Origin of the sequence: Bradyrhizobium sp. 63_E2_N1_3 (assembly GCF_052076005.1) — a bacterium.
In the GTDB taxonomy this organism is placed as follows: Bacteria; Pseudomonadota; Alphaproteobacteria; order Rhizobiales; family Xanthobacteraceae; genus Bradyrhizobium; species Bradyrhizobium barranii.
Genome location: NZ_CP197235.1, coordinates 6,993,315 through 7,011,352 on the forward strand (window position 1 = coordinate 6,993,315; position 18,038 = coordinate 7,011,352).

The 18,038-nt window shown below is 65.3% G+C and carries 15 protein-coding genes; 9 read left to right on the forward strand and 6 right to left on the reverse strand.

The genetic code is table 11. The features are described from left to right. Window positions 1-267: 267 nt before the first annotated feature. On the forward strand, window positions 268-1,362 hold the full coding sequence (locus tag AB7531_RS33235; protein ID WP_063984839.1) for an amidohydrolase family protein: 1,095 nt from the start codon (window positions 268-270) through the stop codon (window positions 1,360-1,362). 150 nt (window positions 1,363-1,512) lie between these two features. Here AB7531_RS33235 and AB7531_RS33240 read toward each other — a convergent pair whose 3' ends face one another. From AB7531_RS33240 to AB7531_RS33250, 3 genes are all read right to left on the reverse strand, one after another. Beyond that, complete coding sequence (locus AB7531_RS33240; protein WP_231145225.1) at window positions 1,513-2,514, reverse strand: NAD(P)/FAD-dependent oxidoreductase; 1,002 nt, start codon at window positions 2,512-2,514, stop codon at window positions 1,513-1,515. A gap of 8 nt (window positions 2,515-2,522) precedes the next feature. Next, complete coding sequence (locus tag AB7531_RS33245) at window positions 2,523-4,517, reverse strand: LodA/GoxA family CTQ-dependent oxidase (protein ID WP_231144396.1); 1,995 nt, start codon at window positions 4,515-4,517, stop codon at window positions 2,523-2,525. A 69-nt stretch (window positions 4,518-4,586) separates the two neighbouring features. Beyond that, window positions 4,587-4,799 (reverse strand): hypothetical protein, encoded by a 213-nt coding sequence (locus AB7531_RS33250; protein WP_063984842.1) that lies wholly within the window; start codon window positions 4,797-4,799, stop codon window positions 4,587-4,589. A gap of 222 nt (window positions 4,800-5,021) precedes the next feature. On the opposite strand from AB7531_RS33250, the gene AB7531_RS33255 reads away from it, so the two are divergent. The 3 genes from AB7531_RS33255 to AB7531_RS33265 all read left to right on the forward strand — a co-directional run bounded on the left by AB7531_RS33255 (window position 5,022) and on the right by AB7531_RS33265 (window position 7,511). Then, window positions 5,022-6,224 (forward strand): hypothetical protein, encoded by a 1,203-nt coding sequence (locus tag AB7531_RS33255; protein WP_441280227.1) that lies wholly within the window; start codon window positions 5,022-5,024, stop codon window positions 6,222-6,224. A 9-nt stretch (window positions 6,225-6,233) separates the two neighbouring features. Next, the gene (locus tag AB7531_RS33260) at window positions 6,234-6,872 is read left to right on the forward strand and encodes a hypothetical protein (RefSeq protein WP_063984843.1); all 639 of its coding nucleotides are present in this window, start codon (window positions 6,234-6,236) and stop codon (window positions 6,870-6,872) included. Window positions 6,873-7,049: 177 nt separating this feature from the next. Then, entirely contained in the window at window positions 7,050-7,511 is a 462-nt protein-coding gene (locus AB7531_RS33265) for a hypothetical protein (protein ID WP_063984844.1), read from the forward strand. Between the two features lie 94 nt (window positions 7,512-7,605). Here the strand turns inward: AB7531_RS33265 and cax are convergent, their stop codons facing one another. Both cax and AB7531_RS33275 read right to left on the reverse strand, forming a co-directional pair. Next, window positions 7,606-8,706: a calcium/proton exchanger gene (gene cax, locus AB7531_RS33270; protein ID WP_063984845.1), complete on the reverse strand. Its 1,101-nt coding sequence runs from the start codon at window positions 8,704-8,706 to the stop codon at window positions 7,606-7,608. Between the two features lie 338 nt (window positions 8,707-9,044). Further along, complete coding sequence (locus tag AB7531_RS33275) at window positions 9,045-10,106, reverse strand: isocitrate/isopropylmalate dehydrogenase family protein (protein WP_063984846.1); 1,062 nt, start codon at window positions 10,104-10,106, stop codon at window positions 9,045-9,047. 171 nt (window positions 10,107-10,277) lie between these two features. On the opposite strand from AB7531_RS33275, the gene AB7531_RS33280 reads away from it, so the two are divergent. Further along, window positions 10,278-11,666 carry an MFS transporter gene (locus AB7531_RS33280; RefSeq protein ID WP_063984847.1) on the forward strand — a complete coding sequence of 463 codons (1,389 nt, stop codon included), beginning with the start codon at window positions 10,278-10,280 and terminating at the stop codon, window positions 11,664-11,666. 4 nt (window positions 11,667-11,670) lie between these two features. On the opposite strand, the gene AB7531_RS33285 is transcribed toward AB7531_RS33280, so the two are convergent. Continuing rightward, window positions 11,671-13,293, reverse strand: coding sequence for a B12-binding domain-containing radical SAM protein (locus tag AB7531_RS33285; protein WP_231144393.1), 1,623 nt, complete (start codon window positions 13,291-13,293; stop codon window positions 11,671-11,673). A 320-nt stretch (window positions 13,294-13,613) separates the two neighbouring features. Between AB7531_RS33285 and AB7531_RS33290 the strand changes: the two genes are divergently transcribed. The 4 genes from AB7531_RS33290 to soxX are packed head-to-tail and all read left to right on the forward strand — an operon-like array spanning window position 13,614 to window position 18,036. Next, a complete protein-coding gene (locus tag AB7531_RS33290; protein ID WP_028156974.1) occupies window positions 13,614-14,063 on the forward strand; it encodes a (2Fe-2S)-binding protein in 450 nt (149 codons plus the stop codon). A gap of 11 nt (window positions 14,064-14,074) precedes the next feature. Next, the gene (locus AB7531_RS33295; protein ID WP_063984849.1) at window positions 14,075-16,261 is read left to right on the forward strand and encodes a xanthine dehydrogenase family protein molybdopterin-binding subunit; all 2,187 of its coding nucleotides are present in this window, start codon (window positions 14,075-14,077) and stop codon (window positions 16,259-16,261) included. Window positions 16,262-16,307: 46 nt separating this feature from the next. Continuing rightward, on the forward strand, window positions 16,308-17,591 hold the full coding sequence (locus AB7531_RS33300; protein ID WP_231144392.1) for an NAD(P)/FAD-dependent oxidoreductase: 1,284 nt from the start codon (window positions 16,308-16,310) through the stop codon (window positions 17,589-17,591). Next, the gene (soxX, locus tag AB7531_RS33305; RefSeq protein ID WP_441280228.1) at window positions 17,584-18,036 is read left to right on the forward strand and encodes a sulfur oxidation c-type cytochrome SoxX; all 453 of its coding nucleotides are present in this window, start codon (window positions 17,584-17,586) and stop codon (window positions 18,034-18,036) included. Before AB7531_RS33300 ends, soxX begins: the two co-directional genes overlap by 8 nt. Window positions 18,037-18,038: the final 2 nt, after the last annotated feature.

The following is an 18,038-nucleotide window of genomic DNA, read 5'->3' on the forward strand; positions in this document are numbered from 1 at the left end:
TTTGCCAGTGTTTCGCCCGACGGGTCAACCTCGCGACATCAGGGAGCATCTCGCGGGAGAATTGGAGAGGCGTTCACACAAAGTTGCGGCGGCGATGCACAGGCGTGACGCGAGGCATCGTTCGGCGACGAAAAATCGGCGTATTCCAATCCCCAACAATCATTGCCCCGCTGCGGCCGCACCACAGACAGCGGAGGGACGAAACGTTCTGCCGATAGAAGCACCACAGGCCTTGGCTTTGCCAGTTCGTCACGGGAGACGTGCAACATGAACAAATGGGATCAAAAATCTCGAGGGCATCACGCCTGCCCCACCTGCTACGGCCCGCCCTCGTCGCGCCGCGGCTTTCTCGCTGGCGTCGGTGCAGTTGGCCTTGCCTCGGCCATCCCCGCCGTTGCGGTACACGGACAGGCCAAGCCGGCGCTGATCGATACTCACCTTCATTTCTATCCGCCTGAGTATCAAAAGCTCTGGCTTGGCTACGAAGACGCACGCAAGCAGCCGCACTTTCCCGGCCAGGTGGCCTGGACCCGCGAGAAGCTCGTCGAGGACATGGACCGCAATGGCATACGCACAGGCATCCTGTCGGTCGCCTCCACGCCCGGCGTGTGGTTCGACCTCGGGCCGGCGGAAGCCGGCCGGCTTGCGCGCGCCTGCAACGAGTACGCGGCCGACATGATGCGCGACCATCCGGGCCGTTTCGGCCTGTTCGCGACCTTGTCGATGCAGGACGTCGATGCCACGCTCAGGGAGATCGAATATGCGTTCGACACGCTGAAGGCGGACGGGATCGGGCTGCAAAGCAGCTACGGCGACAAATGGCTCGGCAATGCCGCCTACAGGCCGGTGTTCGAGGAGCTGAACCGTCGCAAGGCGGTCGTGTATGTGCATCCGCTGGTCGCGAGTTGCTGTAGCGCGCTCAGCGTCGGCACGTTTCCGGCGGTGATCGAAGTCCCGCACGACACCACACGGACCGTGACGAGCCTTCTGCTCAGCGGCGCATTTGCCCGCCATCGCGACATCAAATGGCTGTTCTCGCACGCCGGCGGCACGATTCCGATGATGGCCGGGCGCATCAATTCGTTCTATGGGGCGCGGCCCGACCTGAAGGAGTTTGCGCCGGACGGAATCGAAGGCGAACTACGCCGGCTTCACTACGACACCGCGAATGCGACTTTCGCGCCCTCCATGGCCGCGCTGCTCAAGCTCGTGCCCGCCTCGCAGATCACCTATGGCAGCGACTATCCGTATTTCGGCCTTGGCCAGTTCGCGCAGTTGCAGAAGCTTGGCCTCTCGACAGACGATCTCGACGCGATCGGCCATCAGAACGCGGCACGTCTCGTTCCCCGGCTGCACACTTAGAGCATAATCCGGAAAAGCGTGGCGCGGGTTTCGCCCGGGCCCTGCTCCCGATTGCTGCCACGATGACATCGTGCCCGTGGATGGAGGGTTGCGGAGGTATCAGTTCTCGGGGGCGGGCGGCGGAGCCCGATCGGCCCGCGAAATCATGCTTCATTGCGCGATCGTTCTTGCCGGGTCGGCCGATGACTGCGGCGCCGGAGGCATGGCGCCATAGACGCTGATACGGCCTGCTTCGCAGTGAAGGAACGTTGTGGCGACCGCGTCGGAATACAATCGCGCCGAGGTCGGGCTCAGCCGATCGGCCGACAACAGCGCACCCGTCGCGACCAAGGCGGACGACAATGCGTTGAACAGGCCCTGAGAGGCAATCGGATCGAACGCCATCGCCGCATCGCCCACTGCAATCCAACCTTCGCCCGCGGCCTCCGAGAGGAGGCAAGCAGACGCGTCCACGCTGAGCAGCGCATCTCCCGCCGATGTGCCGGATCTGCGAATGCGCCAAGTCTGCACACGCCCTTGCGGTCCATGGATGCGATAAGACCAGGTCGGTCCATCGCTGCTGTATTCGAGCCACGATGCGGAACCGGCCGGCGCGCCATCAGCCGCATCCTCGACCAGTTCGGCGACCATGCGATCCCGGGCGGCCACGCGCGCGCCCCGGCGCCGCGCAATCGCGGCGGCGCGACCCGTTGCATCGACGACGACCTCCGCAAGGACGACCTTCGCCCCAGCGCTATCACTCGCACGACAGATAACGCCGCGGTCCGGCGTGACGCCGATTGCGCGCAGCCCATAAAATGTAACCCCGACGGCGACAGCCTCGTCGCGAAGGCGCTCGTCGAAACGGGCGCGATCGACCACATACCCGACGCGGCAGGGATGACGCAGAAAGTCCTCGTAGTCCGACGCGCCCGAACGGTGTGTTCGCCGAATCCCGAGACAGGCTCGGGCGATCTCCGGATCGTCGAGCAGATGTTCAAGTCCCACCGCCGCGACAGTGACGAGCGAGGCCGGAGCAAGGAGCTCAAGCCGCGTCGTCGGCTTGACGCCGGAATCTGCGAGAATGACCGTGCGGCCCCTAAGGGCCAGCAGGCGTGCGGCGGTCAAGCCGGCAGGCCCCGCGCCGACCACGAGACAGTCGGTGCGCAGCACGTCCAAGGTCAGATCTCGCCCGGGCGATAGGTCCGCTTCGGCGGGGGAGCCGTCTTGCGTGCACCGCGCCGCTGCGCCAGGCCTGCCGTCGTCTGCGGCAAGAAAAGGCTCTCCATGTCTTCGACCGCGTGGTACTTCGGATCGGCCGTGACATCGATCGGCCCGTTGTTGTCGCGGCGTCCCTGCTCGACCCGCAGATCCTGCACCGGCAGAGATGCAGGCGCGTTCTTCACCGGCAACACCATGCCGAGCTCGGACCATTCCGCAATCATGTTCGACAGGCGGTCATAGTAATCGTTGCCGCGGATGTCGCGCAACCAGTCGACCCGGTTCATCAGGTGCTTGAAGGTCTGCTGTTGCGTCGCCTGGCCGAGAGGCGCGATGGCGGCCGCACGCAGATAGTTTCCGTCTGCCAGAACCTGATCCGGGGCACGCGGTCCCCAGAACGTCGGCATCGACAGGAACGTCGACGGGAAGTAGTCGGCCGCCGAATTGCACGAGGTATGATCGGTCTGCCAGGGCACGCCGAGGAAACGGGTGAGGCAGCCTGCGGCAACACCGTCGTGTGGGCCGTTCGCGCCGGTGCAGACCGCCGGCGTGAGAGTCCCCCCGAAGTCCTGCCGCGCTGGTTGCTCACCGGCCAGGACCTTCAGCCGATACGCCGATGTCCACATCAGCGGAATCCGCATCACCCATGTCATCTCCATCGCGGGATGGAACGGGCCGCCGAGACAATCGTGCAAGGATGCGCGCTCGAGATGCTTGACCTGGACCTCGGGAGGCAGGGCATCGAAGTCCTGCGCCTGCGGCGGCTGGTGCGACGGCCCGTCGGCGTCGAATGTTCCAGCAGCCCAGCGCTTGAGGTGCGCGTACTGGGTCTTCGTCACGGCAAGCAGCGAATTCGAAGGCTTCGGCGGACCTTCGAAGAATTGGTCGACCGCATCGCCGAACACCTGCGCTATCTGATCTTCGATCAGTGCGCCGCTCGCGCCTGGATCGCGAAACAACGCCAGCACGGCCGCGCGCCACGCCGCATTCGCAGCAGACGCGTCGTTGAGCTTGGCGAGGACTTGCGCATTCTGCGCGTCGAGCGGCGAGCCAAAACCATGAACGACGAAGAGCCCGTGGTTGACCCATTGCAGTCCGGTCAGGCGCTGAAAGATTGGTTGCACGTCGTTGACGAACGAGGTCTTGACCGGTCGTGGAATCCAGCCCTTGTCGTAGAACACCTCCCGCACCACGTCGTCCATCGTTACGAGACAGAACAGCCCCGGCGCGTAATTCGGCGGCGTAACGCAGACATAGCCGGGCTCCGCATCGATCGGTGCATGCCCCGCAAATGTCACTTGCGCCCGCACCGGCCCGTCGCTGACGTCATCGTGCCAACCTGGATTGTTGGCGAAAGTCAGGGGCCGGGTCCCTTTGCGGAACGGCCGCGAAACTCCATTGCCGCCGAGGAAGATCAGCCGCCCCTCCTCGTCGGTACGAAGCTCGCCGAGATAGACCGGCGAAGCCCAGAACGCGCCATCGTCCAGCCTGATCGGGCCAGCCCCCTGCCCCACGATGCTTCGCGGGGTTGGCGTGATGTCGAGCTTCCACCTGGCGTCCGGCAAAACCAGCTCGCGATTTCGCTGCAACGCGCTCTGGCTCAGCGGGCCGAGGTCCATTGCCTGGTTGAACTCGTACCAGCCGGCCTTGAGGTTTGCGATGCAGACGCGCCACTCGATCTTCGCGGACGCAGCGGTCACCTCCTGCACACTGCCGTCCTTCATGTGGGCGTAGATGCGGAAGCGCGCGGCTTGCCGCTTGATCTCTCCGTTCGCGGTGCGAAAGTCCTCGACAAAGCGAGCCGGCTGTTCCGGCGTCGTGCCGGGCAAGGTCGACGCACCGCCGATCATCTCGGGGCCGATGACGTAGTCGCCGGCGCCTTGCGCGTTGCCAACGCGGGCGACGCCGATGGGCGGATAGACTTTCAACGCTGCAATTGCGTTTGGATCGATCATCGTCTGACCTCGATATCAAAAGGGATTGTCCAAAAACGGAGGCGTCGCACGAGACTTGCCGCGAGGCCATCAGCGCGGATGGTCCGGCTCGTCGATCGGCTGTCCGTTCAGGCTGCGCCTCACGGCGGCGGGCTTCTCGCCGGCCTCGATCCGCCGCCTCTGGAATTTGTCGATGAACGAGGCGCGGATGTCCTCGATCGGCTCGAACTCCGAACGTGGCGGCGCGGTGCTCTGCGGAGCAGCTGCCGCGCCGAGCCCACGCGACTGAAAGCGATGCAGCATCGAACGTCCTCCGCGCAAATAATTCGCCGCAGAACTTGCTGTGCGGGGGCCTTTCGCGACCGGCTCCGACAACAGGCTATGTCAACCGCGCTGCGTCCAAATGACCGATCCGCAGGGTTGGCTTTGTTCAATTATAGCGAGTAGTATAGTATCAATGTAGACCTAAAGTCCACGCGACAAAGCGAAGCTCGCGTTACGGGTCATCAAAGCCGGAACAACACCATGTGCATGATGTGCGTGCATCGCGGCTCGGGCGTTCCCAGACTCAAACCTCGCAAGCGCCGCCCGCTCGGCCTTGCTCAGCCGCAGACCGGCGTGCAGGTGCGCGGCGTCGAGATCGTCCAGTGTGTTCAGGACGTGACGAATTCGGTGCCGCTGGTCGCCGATAAGGCGACGCTCGTTCGCCTCTATCTTGAGCCGACTTCGGTGTCGCAGCCCGGTCAGATCACCGCGGAAATTGCGTGGAGCCGGAGCGGCGGAGGCGACACGTTCGTCCCGGCCCTCAACTCGCTTCGGGTGGACCCGGGCTCGCCCTTCAGTCTCCGCGAACAGCGGGAAGACATCGACAAGAGCCTGAACTTCCGCCTGCCGGCCGCGGCCATCGGCGCGGGCACACTCAACTTGCGCATCAGCCGCATCTTTCAGCCCGGAGGCGGCGACCTTCCGGCGGCGGCGTTCAACATCGCGCCCGTAACATTCGCGGCGGCGCCGCAGCTGCGCATCCGGGTGATCGGTCTTCGATACAGGGCGGGCACAACGACCGTCACCCCCGCTGCGGTCCACTTTTCGTATCTCAAGTCGTTTCTCAACCGCGCCTATCCTGTCGCCGCGCTCGAATGGTCCCACATGGTGGTGGACGCGGATTTTGCCGCGCCGTTCGACGACTCGACGGTCGATCTCGCCAATGCCCAGATCGCCGCGCTGCGAAGCCGCGAGGTGAGCAGCGGCGTCGACCCGCGCACGCACTATTACGGTCTCGTCGACGATAACGCGTCCAACAACTTCATGCGAGGAAAGGCGTTCGCCATTCCGGGCACGCCCCAGCCGGACACCGTCGCTTCCGGACCCGCGGGCGTGCCGAACGGATTTGCCGGCGATCGCGACGCGTCATACGCCGACTGGTACGGCGCTCACGAACTCGGACATACGTTCGGCCGGTTTCATCCGGGATTTCCCCCCGCCGCGCAGGACGCGAGCGATCCGACATTCCCTTATGAGAACGGCTGTATCAGCAAGCCGGACAACAAATATGTCGGTGTCGACACCGGGGATCACGAACTCGGCTTGCCGGCCGCTGCGTTGCCGGGGCTCACATATCACGACGTGATGACCTATGCAGACAACCAGTGGCTATCGGCGTACACTTACCAGGCGATAATGACCCGGCTTTTGGAAGAGGACGCCCTCGGTCCGCCGGTCGCTTAGGAGGATCCGATGAAGACCGAAATCAAGACCGGATCATTCGTTCACGTCGTCGCCACCATCAACAAGACCGCTGGTGACGGCAAGATCATGTATGTGAACCCGTCGGTCTCCACCATCGCGTCGGACGCCGCCACCGACAAGGATGTGGAACTCGTGGCTTACGACGGCACCGGCAAGGAAGTCTACCGTGAGCCAGTCGTGATCCGCCGGTCATCTGCTGAACCCGACCGGCCGAACGAAGTCGGTCTGATTCAGGCGGACCTTCCGCGGGTGAGCGGCATGAAGTCGGTAAGCCTCCAGCTCAAGGGGAAGGAGATCAGCCGGTACGAGGCCGGGGCGGCACCTCCCGGGCCGACCGCAGGCGCCACCTTCGGACTTGAGCTCGCCGGGGCTGCGGCAGCCAGCCGGCGACCATTGAGGATCGACCAGCTCGGCGGTTTGCAGCCCGTCGCCGGCGTGACCTACTCGGTCCAGGTCAAGCCGGACAACAAGTCGACGTGGGACACGATCGCTGTGAGTCGCCCCACCCCCGAGGTGGACGTCGATCGCAATCAGTTCGCCGGCGCCAAACGTGCCGCGGTACGCGTGTTGCGAACGACCGGATTCGACGAAGAAATCATCGCGGAAGATACGGTCGACTTGAAGTAGCCGCCCGCAAGGAGCCTGCGCGTGCTTACCGACGGCATCGCACATTGATCCCGTCGAGGTCGAGGCCGGATACGCCGTCGACGCTTGATCTGGATCAAACCCGCCGCGGCATTGCCATCCCGGAATGGGTACGACCGCGCAGAAAGCGCCGCCCGTAAGCCAAGGAGATGATCGATCATGACATCCTCGAATTCCCTGCGTACCTTCGTTCTCGCCGGAGCCGGCGCCCTGCTATCAGGCACAATCGCTCAGGCCGGGCCGATCCCGACGCATCTTTCGACGATGAAATCGATGGTCGATCAGACCACCACCGAAGTGCGCTGGGTCGGCGGCTGGCGCGGCGGCGGCTACGGCTATCGCGGCGTCGGCTGGGGCTACCGCGGCGGCTGGGGTTATCGCGGCTACGGCTATCGCGGCCTCGGTTACGGTGTGGCCGCCGGCGCGGTCGTCGGCGGCGCAATCGCGCGGAGCGCCTATTACGGCGGCTATGGCGGGTACTACGGTGGCTACTCTGGCGGTTATCCCGCCTATGGCTATGGCTACCCGGCCGCATCGTATTACGGTTATGGCGGCGGCAATTACGGCTATGGCTATGGCGGCGACAATTGCCCGCCCACCGGCAGCTACTGGGCCTACTAGCGGGAAACGTATTCGCCGCTTCGGAGGATGGCTCGCCACGGGCCGCCATTCTCCGATGAGCCAATTCACCCCTGTGCCGGCGGGCGAGTGCACCTCATCCCTCGCCCGCCGGCGGGACGACATACAGCGTCAGCGCAAACACCGCATAAATGAAAATCATCAGCGCGCCGACGAACCATGCCGAGCGTCCACTGGTGGTGATGAAGGTCGCCGTGACTGTTGCGATCATCACCATGGTGACGGCGCCAGGCCAGAACTGAAGGTTCATTGGCGTCGGTCCCACGACATAGCTGAGCAGCACGAGCGCGGGTGCAACGAACAGCGCGATCTGGGAGGCGCTGCCGAGCGCAATGCTGACGACCATGTCGAGGCGGTCCTTGCGCGCAGCGGCAAGGGCAACTGCAAATTCGGCAGCGGCGCCAACCAGCGAAACGATGATGAACCCGACGAAAGCCGGACTCATGCCGAAGGTTTCCGCCGCCTTCTGCACCGATTCCACGAAGATCTCGCTCACCAGCGCCACCAGCACGGTGACGGCCAGCAGCGTCCCAACGGCTAGCCCGATCGGCCAGTGCGCTTCCTCCTGCTCGCCGTGATCGACGCTTGCGAACAATTCCTTGTGCGTCCCGAGCGAGAACCACAGGCCAAGCGCGTAAGCCGCGATCAGCAGGACTGAAATGCCGACGCTAAGCTTGTGAATGACGCCTCCGTCCTGCGGCAAATGCTCGAGGTCGGCGACTGCCGAGGGGGCCAGCAGGGCGACTGTCGCCATCAGCAACAGGCCGGACGACAGGCGCGCGCCGGCGCGGTTGTACTCCTGCACGTGGTAGCGCAGGCCGCCGAGCAGCAGGCAGGCGCCGAGCATGAATGTCGCGTTGGTGACGATCGCGCCGGCAATCGAGGCCTTCACCAGCATGTACTCGCCTGCCCGCAGCGCCGTGATGGCGATGATCAGCTCCGTCAGATTGCCGAGCGTTGCGTTGAGCAGCCCACCCACGGCATCGCCGGTCCTGGCGGCGACCGCTTCGGTGGCGTGGCTGAGCAGCGCCGCCAGCGGCACGATCGCAAGCACGGCGAGCACGAACAGCAGCGTGTGGGAATGCGGGGCGACCGCCTCCGCCACCAGCACGATGGGCACGAAGACCAGCATCCAGAGCAGAGGTGTATCCCGGATTTCCCTGAGCAGGGTTGTCATATGGGCCGCCCTTTCCATGGAAGCGTTGATGGAAAGGTCCGGCGGCGCCGCGGGGTGAGTCTTGATCTGGCTCAAGCGGGCCAGAGGAGACGGGCCACTGGACGTCAGGAAGCGGACGTCGCGCATGATGAGAATGCGCCCTTGTCCCCGACCGCTCGCACGATAGCATCATGCCAGTGTTTTGCCCGACGGGTCAACGTGATCACTGCCACGAAGGTCGTCGCGACGCGCTCCGAAAATCCCTTATCGATCAAGGAGCCTTCTACTGTGCATGGGGTTGTTTTTCGAGTTTTTGTGTTGGCCCCCCAAAAAAAATCGCAGGCATCCGCGACGATGGCTCACTCCGCCTGCAAGACCTCTGCAATCGCAGCCCCCGCCGCGATGGTGCCGAGCTTGCCACCGACGTCGCGCGTCGCCCTGCCCTCGCCGATCGCCTTCGCCACCGCGGCTTCGATCGCACGCGCCGCTTCCTCGTAGCGGACGGCGCCGCTCTTCTCGCCATGCCGGGCCAGCAGCAACGCGGTCGACAGGATCAGCGAGACCGGATTGGCAACGTCCTGCCCCGCGATGTCAGGTGCCGAGCCGTGCGCGGCCTGCGCCATGGCGTAGCGATCACCGACATTGAGCGAGCCGCCGAGGCCGAGGCTGCCGGAGAGCTCGGCCGTGAGATCGGACAGGATGTCGCCGAACATGTTGGTGGCGACGATGACGTCGAAGCGATCGGGGTTGCGCACGACATGCGCCATCATGGCGTCGACCAGGATGTCGTCGACTTCGAGGCCGGGATAGCCCTTCGCCGCCGCGCGGCAGATGTCGAGGAACATGCCGTCGCCGATCTTGAGCACATTGGCCTTGTGCACGATGGTCAGATGTCTTCGCCGCTTCATCGCCAGACGGCAGGCGGCGTGCGCGATACGCTCGCAGCAGAGGCGCGTGATCCGGCGCAGCGAGATCACGACGTCAGGCGTGACCAGCATCTCGCCATTGCCCTGTTCCATGTTGCGGTCGGCGTAGAACCCTTCGGTGTTCTCGCGCACGACGACGAGGTCGAACTCGCCAAGCCGGCCGGGCCGCCCCGCATAGGTGCGCGCCGGCCGGACATTGGCGTAGAGGTCGAGGCTCTTGCGAAAGTGCCTGGACGGGTTGATCTCGCCATGGGCCTCGTCCTTGAAGTCGAAGGTCGCGGTCGGCCCCAGGATCAGGCCGTCGGCGGCGCGGACGATGTCGAGCAGCTCGGGGCGCACCGTCGTGCCTGATAGCTTCAGGCTCGCACGCCCGACCGCGTGCTCCTCGAGGCGCAAGTCAAGCTGGAAGCGCTCGGAGGCCGCGCGCAGCACGCCCGATGTCGCGGTCGTGATCTCCGGTCCGATGCCGTCACCGGGCAGAACGACGATTTGCATGGTGATCCCCCAAGATTGCAGCAGTTGGCGCGATCATACGCCAGCCGCCGGCCGCATCGCCTGACCTTCGCGCATACACAGCATGCAAGCATATGCCTGTGGAAGCGGCCTTCGGCGTAGTACATGCCAAAAGTCCCCTTTCACCACGCCGCCGGAGCAACGCGCCAGGCAATGACAATCACGTTACCTGCCGCCGCGCGCGAGCCCGATCATCCCATTGCCGACGGCCTTCCGGCCACGCAGCGGCGCTGGGCGATCGCCGCCATCTTCACCGCGCTGGCGATGGCCTCCCTCGACACCGCGATCGCGAATATCGCTCTGCCAGCCATTGCCGCCGATTTGCACGTCACGCCGGAGCAATCGGTCTGGGTGGTCAATGTCTACCAGATCGCGCTGGTGGCGACCCTGCTGCCGCTCGGTGCGCTCGGCGAGATCGTCGGGCACCAGCGCATCTATCTCGGCGGCCTGATCCTGTTCACCATCGCCTCGCTGCTCTGCGCGGTGGCGTGGTCGCTGGACAGCCTGCTGGTCGCGCGCACGCTGCAGGGCCTGGGCGCCAGCGGCATCATGAGCGTCAACACGGCGCTGGTGCGCTTCGTCTATCCCGGCCGGATGCTTGGCCGCGGTTTTGGCCACAACGCGCTCGTGGTCGCGACCGCCTTCACCATCGGTCCATCGATCGCCTCTGCCATCCTCGCAGTCGGCCCGTGGCCGTGGCTGTTCGCTGTCAACATCCCGTTCGGCCTCGTCGCGATCGGGATCGGCTTTGCAATGCTGCCGAAGACGCCGCGCGCCGATCACGGCTTTGATTTTCTCGGCGCGGTCCTTGCGTCCGCCTGCCTCGGCCTGTTCATCACGGGCATCGGCAGCGCCGCGCACAATCTGTCGCCCGTCGTCGTGGGCATCGAGCTGATCACGGCCCTCGCACTCGGCTTCATCCTGACGCGCCGGCATGCCGACCATCCCGCGCCGATGCTGCCGATCGACCTGTTCAGCCGGCCGATGTTCGCGCTGTCGGCAGCGACCGCGGTGTGCTCGTTCGCCGTGCAGGGCCTCGCCTTCGTCTCGCTGCCGTTCTATTTCGAGGACGTGCTCGGGCGTTCGCAGGTCGAGACCGGCTTCTTCATGACGCCCTGGCCGCTGGTGGTCGGCATCATGGCGCCGATCGCGGGGCGCCTCTCCGACCGGCACGCGGTCGGCCTGCTCGGCGGCATCGGGCTCGTGCTGCTCGGCCTCGGCATGGCATTGCTCGCGATGCTTCCGTCCAATCCTGCCATCCCCGACATCATCTGGCGGATGGTGATCTGCGGCATGGGGTTCGGCTTCTTCCAGGCGCCGAACATGAAGGCCGTGATGTCGAGCGCGCCGCCGCACCGCAGCGGCAGCGCCTCCGGCATCGTCGCCACCGCGCGGCTGACAGGGCAAACGACGGGAGCCGCACTCGCGGCGCTGTGCTTTGCGCTGGCCGGTCACGATGGCGCGACCGTCGCTCTGGGGCTCGGCGCCGGCTTCGCCGCGCTCGGCAGCGTGATGAGCTTCCTGCGGCTGGCGGTGAAGTAAGCCTTCAGGCCAGGTGCCGGGCTGCGGTGGTGTCGAGCGTCGCAGCGGTCGGGATGACCGTCTCGTCATCGAGCGCAGCGAGGCGCCCGTCGATGGCTTCGATGACCTTGCGCGAGAACGGCCCGAGATGCGCATAGGCGGCAATCATCTGCACCGCGATCCGTGCCGATGACGTGTCGCGCTTGGCGCAGTTCATGAAGGTCTGCCACAGCGGCCCGCGCGCTTCGGGAAGGGCGGTGACAACGCGGTGCACCGTCTCCATCGCCCCGACCCGCGAGCGGATGTCGCCCTCGGCGAGCTCGGGGCGCTGCCTGGATCGGTCGAGCAGCGTCATCAGGCGGTCGACGCGTCCTGCGTAGGCGGCGGGGCTGTAGATGTGCTCCAGCACCCGCTTGTAGTCCGTCAGGATGTCGCGCAACGGGCGGACCGGATCGAAGTTGATGCCGTCCGTGCACTGATCGGCGCCGATGGTCGGCGCCAGATCGTGGCCCGGATGCAGCCGGCCTTCACGCTCGAGTCGGCGCGTGAGCTGCGTGTTCGGCAACGCATAGAGCAGGCCGACCATGGCGACGGGAATCGCGGCCTCCTCGATGAAATCGATCATCGCTTCCGCCATCGAGACCTTCTCGGTGTCGAAGCCGACGATGAAACCCGCGGTGACGAGCATGCCGGCGGCATAGATCTTGTGGATGCTCTCGGCGATGTTGCGCCGCGTGTTCTGCTTCTTCCGCATCGCGACCAGCGTTGCAGGGTCCGGACTTTCGATGCCAACGAAGATGCCGAAGAAATTGGCCGCGCCCATCAGCTCCAATAGCTCGGGATCGTCGGCCAGGTTGACCGAGGCCTCGGTGGACAATTCGAAGGGATAGCCGTGCGCGCGCTGCCATTCGGCGAGCTGGGGCAGAAACTGCCGCAGCGACTTCTTGTTGCCGATGAAATTGTCGTCGACGAAGTCGAGATGGCCGCGGTAGCCCATCCGGTAGAGCGTCTCGAGCTCGACAAACATCTGCTCGACCGTCTTGGTGCGCGGCACACGGCCGTAGAGCTCGATGATGTCGCAGAACTCGCAGGTGAACGGACAGCCACGCGAATATTGCACACCGAGGTAGAGATAGTCCTCGAACTTCAGGAGATCGAAGCGTGGCACCGGCGTCTTTGTTACGTCGGCCTGGAATTTCGGCGCAGTGAAGACGCCGGCGCGGGCCCCGCTTTCCCAGGCCGCGATGAACTCGTCGATGACGCTTTCGGCCTCGCCGAGCACCCGGAAGTCGGCCTTCTCGTAGATGTGCGGGCTGGAGGTGGGATCGGGTCCGCCGACGACCACCGGCTTGCCGGCGGCGCGGCAGAGTTCGATCAGGCGCAGCGTATCGGCCTGCTGCGGCAGCATGCCGCCGGTGAACACGACGTCGGCCCAGGTGAGATCCTCGTCACCCAAGGCTTGCGTGTTGCAGTCGATCAGCCGGACCGTCCAGTCCTTCGGCAGCATCGCGGCCACCGTGATCAGGCCGAGGGGGGCCGCGGGTCGCTTCACACCCATCAGCTCGCAGGATTCGCCAAAGCTCCAGAACGACTCCGCCAAGAACAGCGGATAGAGCATCAATACGTTGCAGCGCTGCGGTACGTTCATGGAATCCCTTTTTGCTTCGTCCCAGTGTACCAGAGCGCGTTCGTCTTGCACCCCGGTAAAAAGGACAAACTGTCGCCGCAATGGGAACTGCCCGGAACGCGCCGGGCGTCGTTCCGAGCCACCTCTTGGCGCCGGGAGAGGCTCATCCGGCCGCTTGGACGGCGATTTCGGCGGCAACACCGCGCTCCCGACATTCTTCCCCGCGCATGCCAGCCTCGCTGTTGGCCACCCCTCGGACTATTGATTTGAACAGTTCCAATTTGCCAGACACATTGTTCCCTGAGTCCGATCGGTGGATTGGGCCAATCAGGGGACTTGCGATGGCAAACCTAACAATCAACGGAAAAACCTTCACGCTCGACGTCGAGCCGGATACGCCGCTGCTCTGGGCGATCCGTGAGAATGCCGGCCTGACCGGCACCAAATATGGCTGCGGCATTGCGCAATGCGGCGCCTGCACCGTTCACATGGACGGCGTCGCCATCCGTTCCTGCGGGATTTCGGTCAGCGAGGCCGAAGGCAAGAAGATCACCACGATCGAGGGGCTCGCATCCGGCGACACGCTGCACAAGGTGCAGGCAGCCTGGATCGCCAAGGACGTTCCGCAATGTGGCTATTGCCAGAGCGGCATGATCATGGCGGTGGCCGCACTCCTCGCCGAAAAGCCGAAGCCGACCGACGCCGACATCGACGAGGCCATCACCAATATCTGCCGCTGCGGCACCTTCCAGCAGGTGCGCGAAGCGATCCACACGATCGCCAGCGCCTGAGGAGCCGTCCCATGAACAAGCATGTTTCTCCCAAGATGAACCGTCGCGCCTTCGTCATCGGCACCGCCGCTGTCGGCACCGGCCTCGCGATCGGGCTCGATCTCCCCTTCGGTGGCCCCGCCGTGGTCCGCGCGGCCGACGGCGCGCCGGAAGTCAACGCCTGGGTCGTAGTCAGGCCCGATGACACCGTCGTGATCCGCATCGCCCGCTCCGAGATGGGCCAGGGCTCGCTCACCGGCCTCGCCCAGCTGGTCGCCGAGGAACTCGAATGCGACTGGTCGAAGGTCACGACCGAATATCCGACCCCCGGCCAGAGCGTCGCCCGCAAGCGCGTCTGGGGTGATTTCTCGACCGGCGGCAGCCGCGGCATCCGCTCGTCGCAGGACTATGTCCGCAAGGGCGGCGCCACCGCGCGCGTGATGCTGATCGAGGCCGCCGCGAACGAGTGGAAGGTGCCGGCCTCCGAATGCACCGTCGCCAAGGGCGTCATCACCCACAAGGCGTCGGGCAAGACGACAACTTACGGCAAGGTCGCCGAAGCCGCCGCCAAGCTGACGCCGCCGGCCGACGTCAAGCTCAAGGATCCCAAGGACTGGACCATCGCGGGCAAGGGCCTCTTGCGGCTCGACACCGCCGACAAGACCACCGGCACGATGATCTACGGCATCGACGTCAAGCTGCCGGGCATGCTGAACGCCGCAATCAAGGACTGCCCGGTGTTTGGCGGCAAGCTGAAGAGCTATGACGAAGCCAAGATCACCGGCATGAAAGGCGTCAAGAAGGTCGTCAAGGTCGGCGATACCGCGGTTGCGGTCGTTGCCGACACCTGGTGGCACGCCAAGACCGCGCTGGAAGCGCTGCCGATCGTCTGGGACGAGGGCGAGAATGCCAAGGTCTCCAGCGAGTCGATCGCGAAGTGGCTGGCTGAGGGCCTCGACGACGCGCAGCCGGCCTATGTCGGCAACAAGAACGGCGACGTCAAAGCCGCGATTGCCGGCGCAGCGAAGAAAGTCGAAGCCGTCTACAACTACCCCTACCAGAACCACGCCACCATGGAGCCGATGAACGCCACCGCGCTCTACACGGCCGACAAATGCGAGGTCTGGTGCGGCACGCAGAACGGCGAAGCCGTCTTCGCGGCGGTGCTGGAGGCCTCCGGCCTGCCAGCGGAGAAGTGCGACGTGTACAAGGTGATGCCCGGCGGCGGCTTCGGCCGGCGCGGCCAGACCGACTACGTCCGCCAGGCGGTCATGATCGCCAAGCAGATGCCGGGCACGCCGATCAAGCTGTTGTGGTCGCGCGAAGAGGACATGGCGCACGGCAGGTATCACCCGATCACCCAGTGCAAGATGACCGGCGCGTTCGACGCCAACAACAATCTGGTGGCGCTGCACTACCGCCTGTCCGGGCAGTCGATCCTGTTCTCGCTGCGCCCCGAAGCGCTGCAGAACGGCATGGATCCGGCCGCATTCCAGGGCGTCGCCCAGTCCGGCGAAGCCGCGTTCGGCTATTCGGTGCCGAACCTCCTGATCGAGCATGCGATGCGCAACCCGCACGTTCCGCCCGGCTTCTGGCGCGGCGTGAACGTCAATCACAACGCGATCTACATGGAATGCTTCATGGACGAGCTGGCCCAGGCCGCAGGTCAGGACCCGCTCGAATTCCGCCGCAAGCTGATGGGCAACCATCCCAAGCATCTGGCGGTGCTCAATGCCGTGGCCGAGAAGATCGGCTGGGACAAGCCGGCGCCGCAGGGCGTCTATCGCGGCATCGCGCAGGTCATGGGCTATGGCAGCTATGTTGCCGGCGCCGCCGAAATCTCGGTGACCGACGGCAACAAGATCAAGGTGCATCGCATCGTCGCCTCCACCGATCCCGGCTACGTCGTCAATCCGGCGCAGGTGGAGCGGCAGATCGCCGGCTCCTTCGTCTATGGCCTGTCCGCGTTGTTCTACGGCGGCTGCACCGTCAAGGACGGCAAGATCGAGCAAACCAACTTCGACACCTACAACTCGATGCGCATCAACGAGATGCCGAAGGTGGAATCGGTGATGGTGCCGAGCGGCGGGTTCTGGGGCGGCGTCGGCGAGCCGACCATCGGCGTCGCGGCGCCGGCGGTGCTCAACGCCTATTTCGCGGCGACGGGCAAGCGCATCCGCTCGGTGCCGCTGCGCGACCAGAACATCACCTTCGCCTGAGAAACGCCGCGGCGGCTGCAACGGCCGCCGCGGCATTTTTGCCTGGATGATCCTGATGACCACGCGCCCGGTGACACGGCGGAATGCCGTGCTCGGCATCACCGCGGCCGCCGCAACGCTGGCGCGGCCATCGGTCCCGCGTGCGCAGTCGGCAGCACGTATCGTCGTGGTCGGCGGCGGGTTCGGCGGCGCGGCCTGCGCCCGCGCGCTGAAACGCGCGCAGGAAAACCTGCAAATCATCCTGATCGAACCGAACGCGGTCTTCACCTCCTGCCCCTTCAGCAACGAGGTGATTGCGGGCCTGCGTGAGATCGACGCGCAGCAGTTCGACTATGACAAGCTCGCCGCCGAGGGCATCACCGTGATCGGCGAGGCCGTCACCACAATCGAGCCGCAGCGGCGCAGCGTCGTGACGACCGACGGCGTCGCGCTGCCCTATGACCGTCTCGTACTCTCCCCTGGCATCGACTTCCATTTCGAGGCCCTGCCCGGCTATGACGAAGCGGCATCCGAGAAAATGCCGCACGCCTGGAAGGCCGGCGCGCAGACGCTGCTGCTGCGCAGGCAACTGGAGGCGATGGCGGACGGCGGCACGGTCGCCATCGCCATCCCGGCCAACCCGTCGCGTTGCCCGCCGGCGCCCTACGAACGCGCCAGCCTGATTGCGCATTACCTGAAGACGAAGAAGCCGCGCTCGAAGGTGCTGGTCCTCGATGCCAAGGACAATTTTTCGCAGCAGCGGCTGTTCGAGAAGGCGTGGAAGGAGCTCTATGGCGACATGATCGAGCGTATCGCGCTGTCGCAGGGCGGTCGCGTCACCTCGGTCGATCCTTCGACAAGGACCATCATCACCGAGTTCGGCAACTACACGCCTGATGTCGCCAACGTCATCCCGCCGCAACGCGCCGGCCGCATCGCCGAGATCGCGGGCGCGGCGGATGCGACCGGCTGGTGCCCGATCGATCCCGTGACATTCGAGTCGAAGCTCGTCCCGAACATCCATGTCATCGGCGACGCCTGCCTCGGCGGCGGCATTCCCAAATCGGCGTCGGCCGCGAGCGCACAGGGCAAGGCCTGCGCCGCCGCCATCCTCAACCTGTTCGCGGGCCGCGCGCCGGAGACGCCGCGGCTGACCGGCGTCTGCTACAACACGGCCGCGCCCGGCTACGGCTTCTCGCTCGCCGGCAATTACCAGCCCAGGGGCGACATCTTTGCCGAGGTCGAGGGCGGCGCGACCAGCCCGGTCGATGCGCCGCGCGAGCTGCGCGCCCGCGAGGCCGCGGAGGCAGAACGCTGGTTTCAAACCATCACGGCGGACACCTTTGGCTAGAGCATTCCTTCATATCGCAGCGCTGATCGCCGCCGGCGTTGCCCTGGCTTGCGGCGCAAGAGCCGGCGAGCTCGTGCGCTACAAAATCATCGGTGACACCATCCCGGAGCCGCTCACGGGCTCACCAGCCGATCCCGCGCGTGGACGCGCGCTGGTGGTTGCGCGCACCACGACCTGCATCCTTTGCCATTCCGGTCCGTTCCCGGAGGCGCGGTTCCAGGGTGACCTCGCACCCGATCTCACCGGCACCGGAAACTGGTGGTCGGCGGGCCAGTTGCGGCTGCGGCTGGTCGATGCATCGCGCTACAACCCGCAGACCATCATGCCGTCCTATTATCGCAACGACGGGCTGGTCCGGGTCGGGCGCAATTTTGCCGGCAAGCCGATATTATCCGCCGCGGAGATCGAAGACATCGTGGCCTTTCTTGTAACGCTTCGGAACTAGCT

Coding starts and splice junctions, on each gene's coding strand:
- AB7531_RS33235 (WP_063984839.1), top strand. CDS start 268: ATGAACAAATGGGATCAAAAATCTCGAGGGCATCACGCCTGCCCCACC.
- AB7531_RS33245 (WP_231144396.1), bottom strand. CDS start 4,517: ATGATCGATCCAAACGCAATTGCAGCGTTGAAAGTCTATCCGCCCATC.
- AB7531_RS33250 (WP_063984842.1), bottom strand. CDS start 4,799: ATGCTGCATCGCTTTCAGTCGCGTGGGCTCGGCGCGGCAGCTGCTCCG.
- AB7531_RS33255 (WP_441280227.1), top strand. CDS start 5,022: ATGTGCATGATGTGCGTGCATCGCGGCTCGGGCGTTCCCAGACTCAAA.
- AB7531_RS33260 (WP_063984843.1), top strand. CDS start 6,234: ATGAAGACCGAAATCAAGACCGGATCATTCGTTCACGTCGTCGCCACC.
- AB7531_RS33265 (WP_063984844.1), top strand. CDS start 7,050: ATGACATCCTCGAATTCCCTGCGTACCTTCGTTCTCGCCGGAGCCGGC.
- cax (WP_063984845.1), bottom strand. CDS start 8,706: ATGACAACCCTGCTCAGGGAAATCCGGGATACACCTCTGCTCTGGATG.
- AB7531_RS33275 (WP_063984846.1), bottom strand. CDS start 10,106: ATGCAAATCGTCGTTCTGCCCGGTGACGGCATCGGACCGGAGATCACG.
- AB7531_RS33280 (WP_063984847.1), top strand. CDS start 10,278: ATGACAATCACGTTACCTGCCGCCGCGCGCGAGCCCGATCATCCCATT.
- AB7531_RS33285 (WP_231144393.1), bottom strand. CDS start 13,293: ATGAACGTACCGCAGCGCTGCAACGTATTGATGCTCTATCCGCTGTTC.
- AB7531_RS33290 (WP_028156974.1), top strand. CDS start 13,614: ATGGCAAACCTAACAATCAACGGAAAAACCTTCACGCTCGACGTCGAG.
- AB7531_RS33295 (WP_063984849.1), top strand. CDS start 14,075: ATGAACAAGCATGTTTCTCCCAAGATGAACCGTCGCGCCTTCGTCATC.
- AB7531_RS33300 (WP_231144392.1), top strand. CDS start 16,308: ATGATCCTGATGACCACGCGCCCGGTGACACGGCGGAATGCCGTGCTC.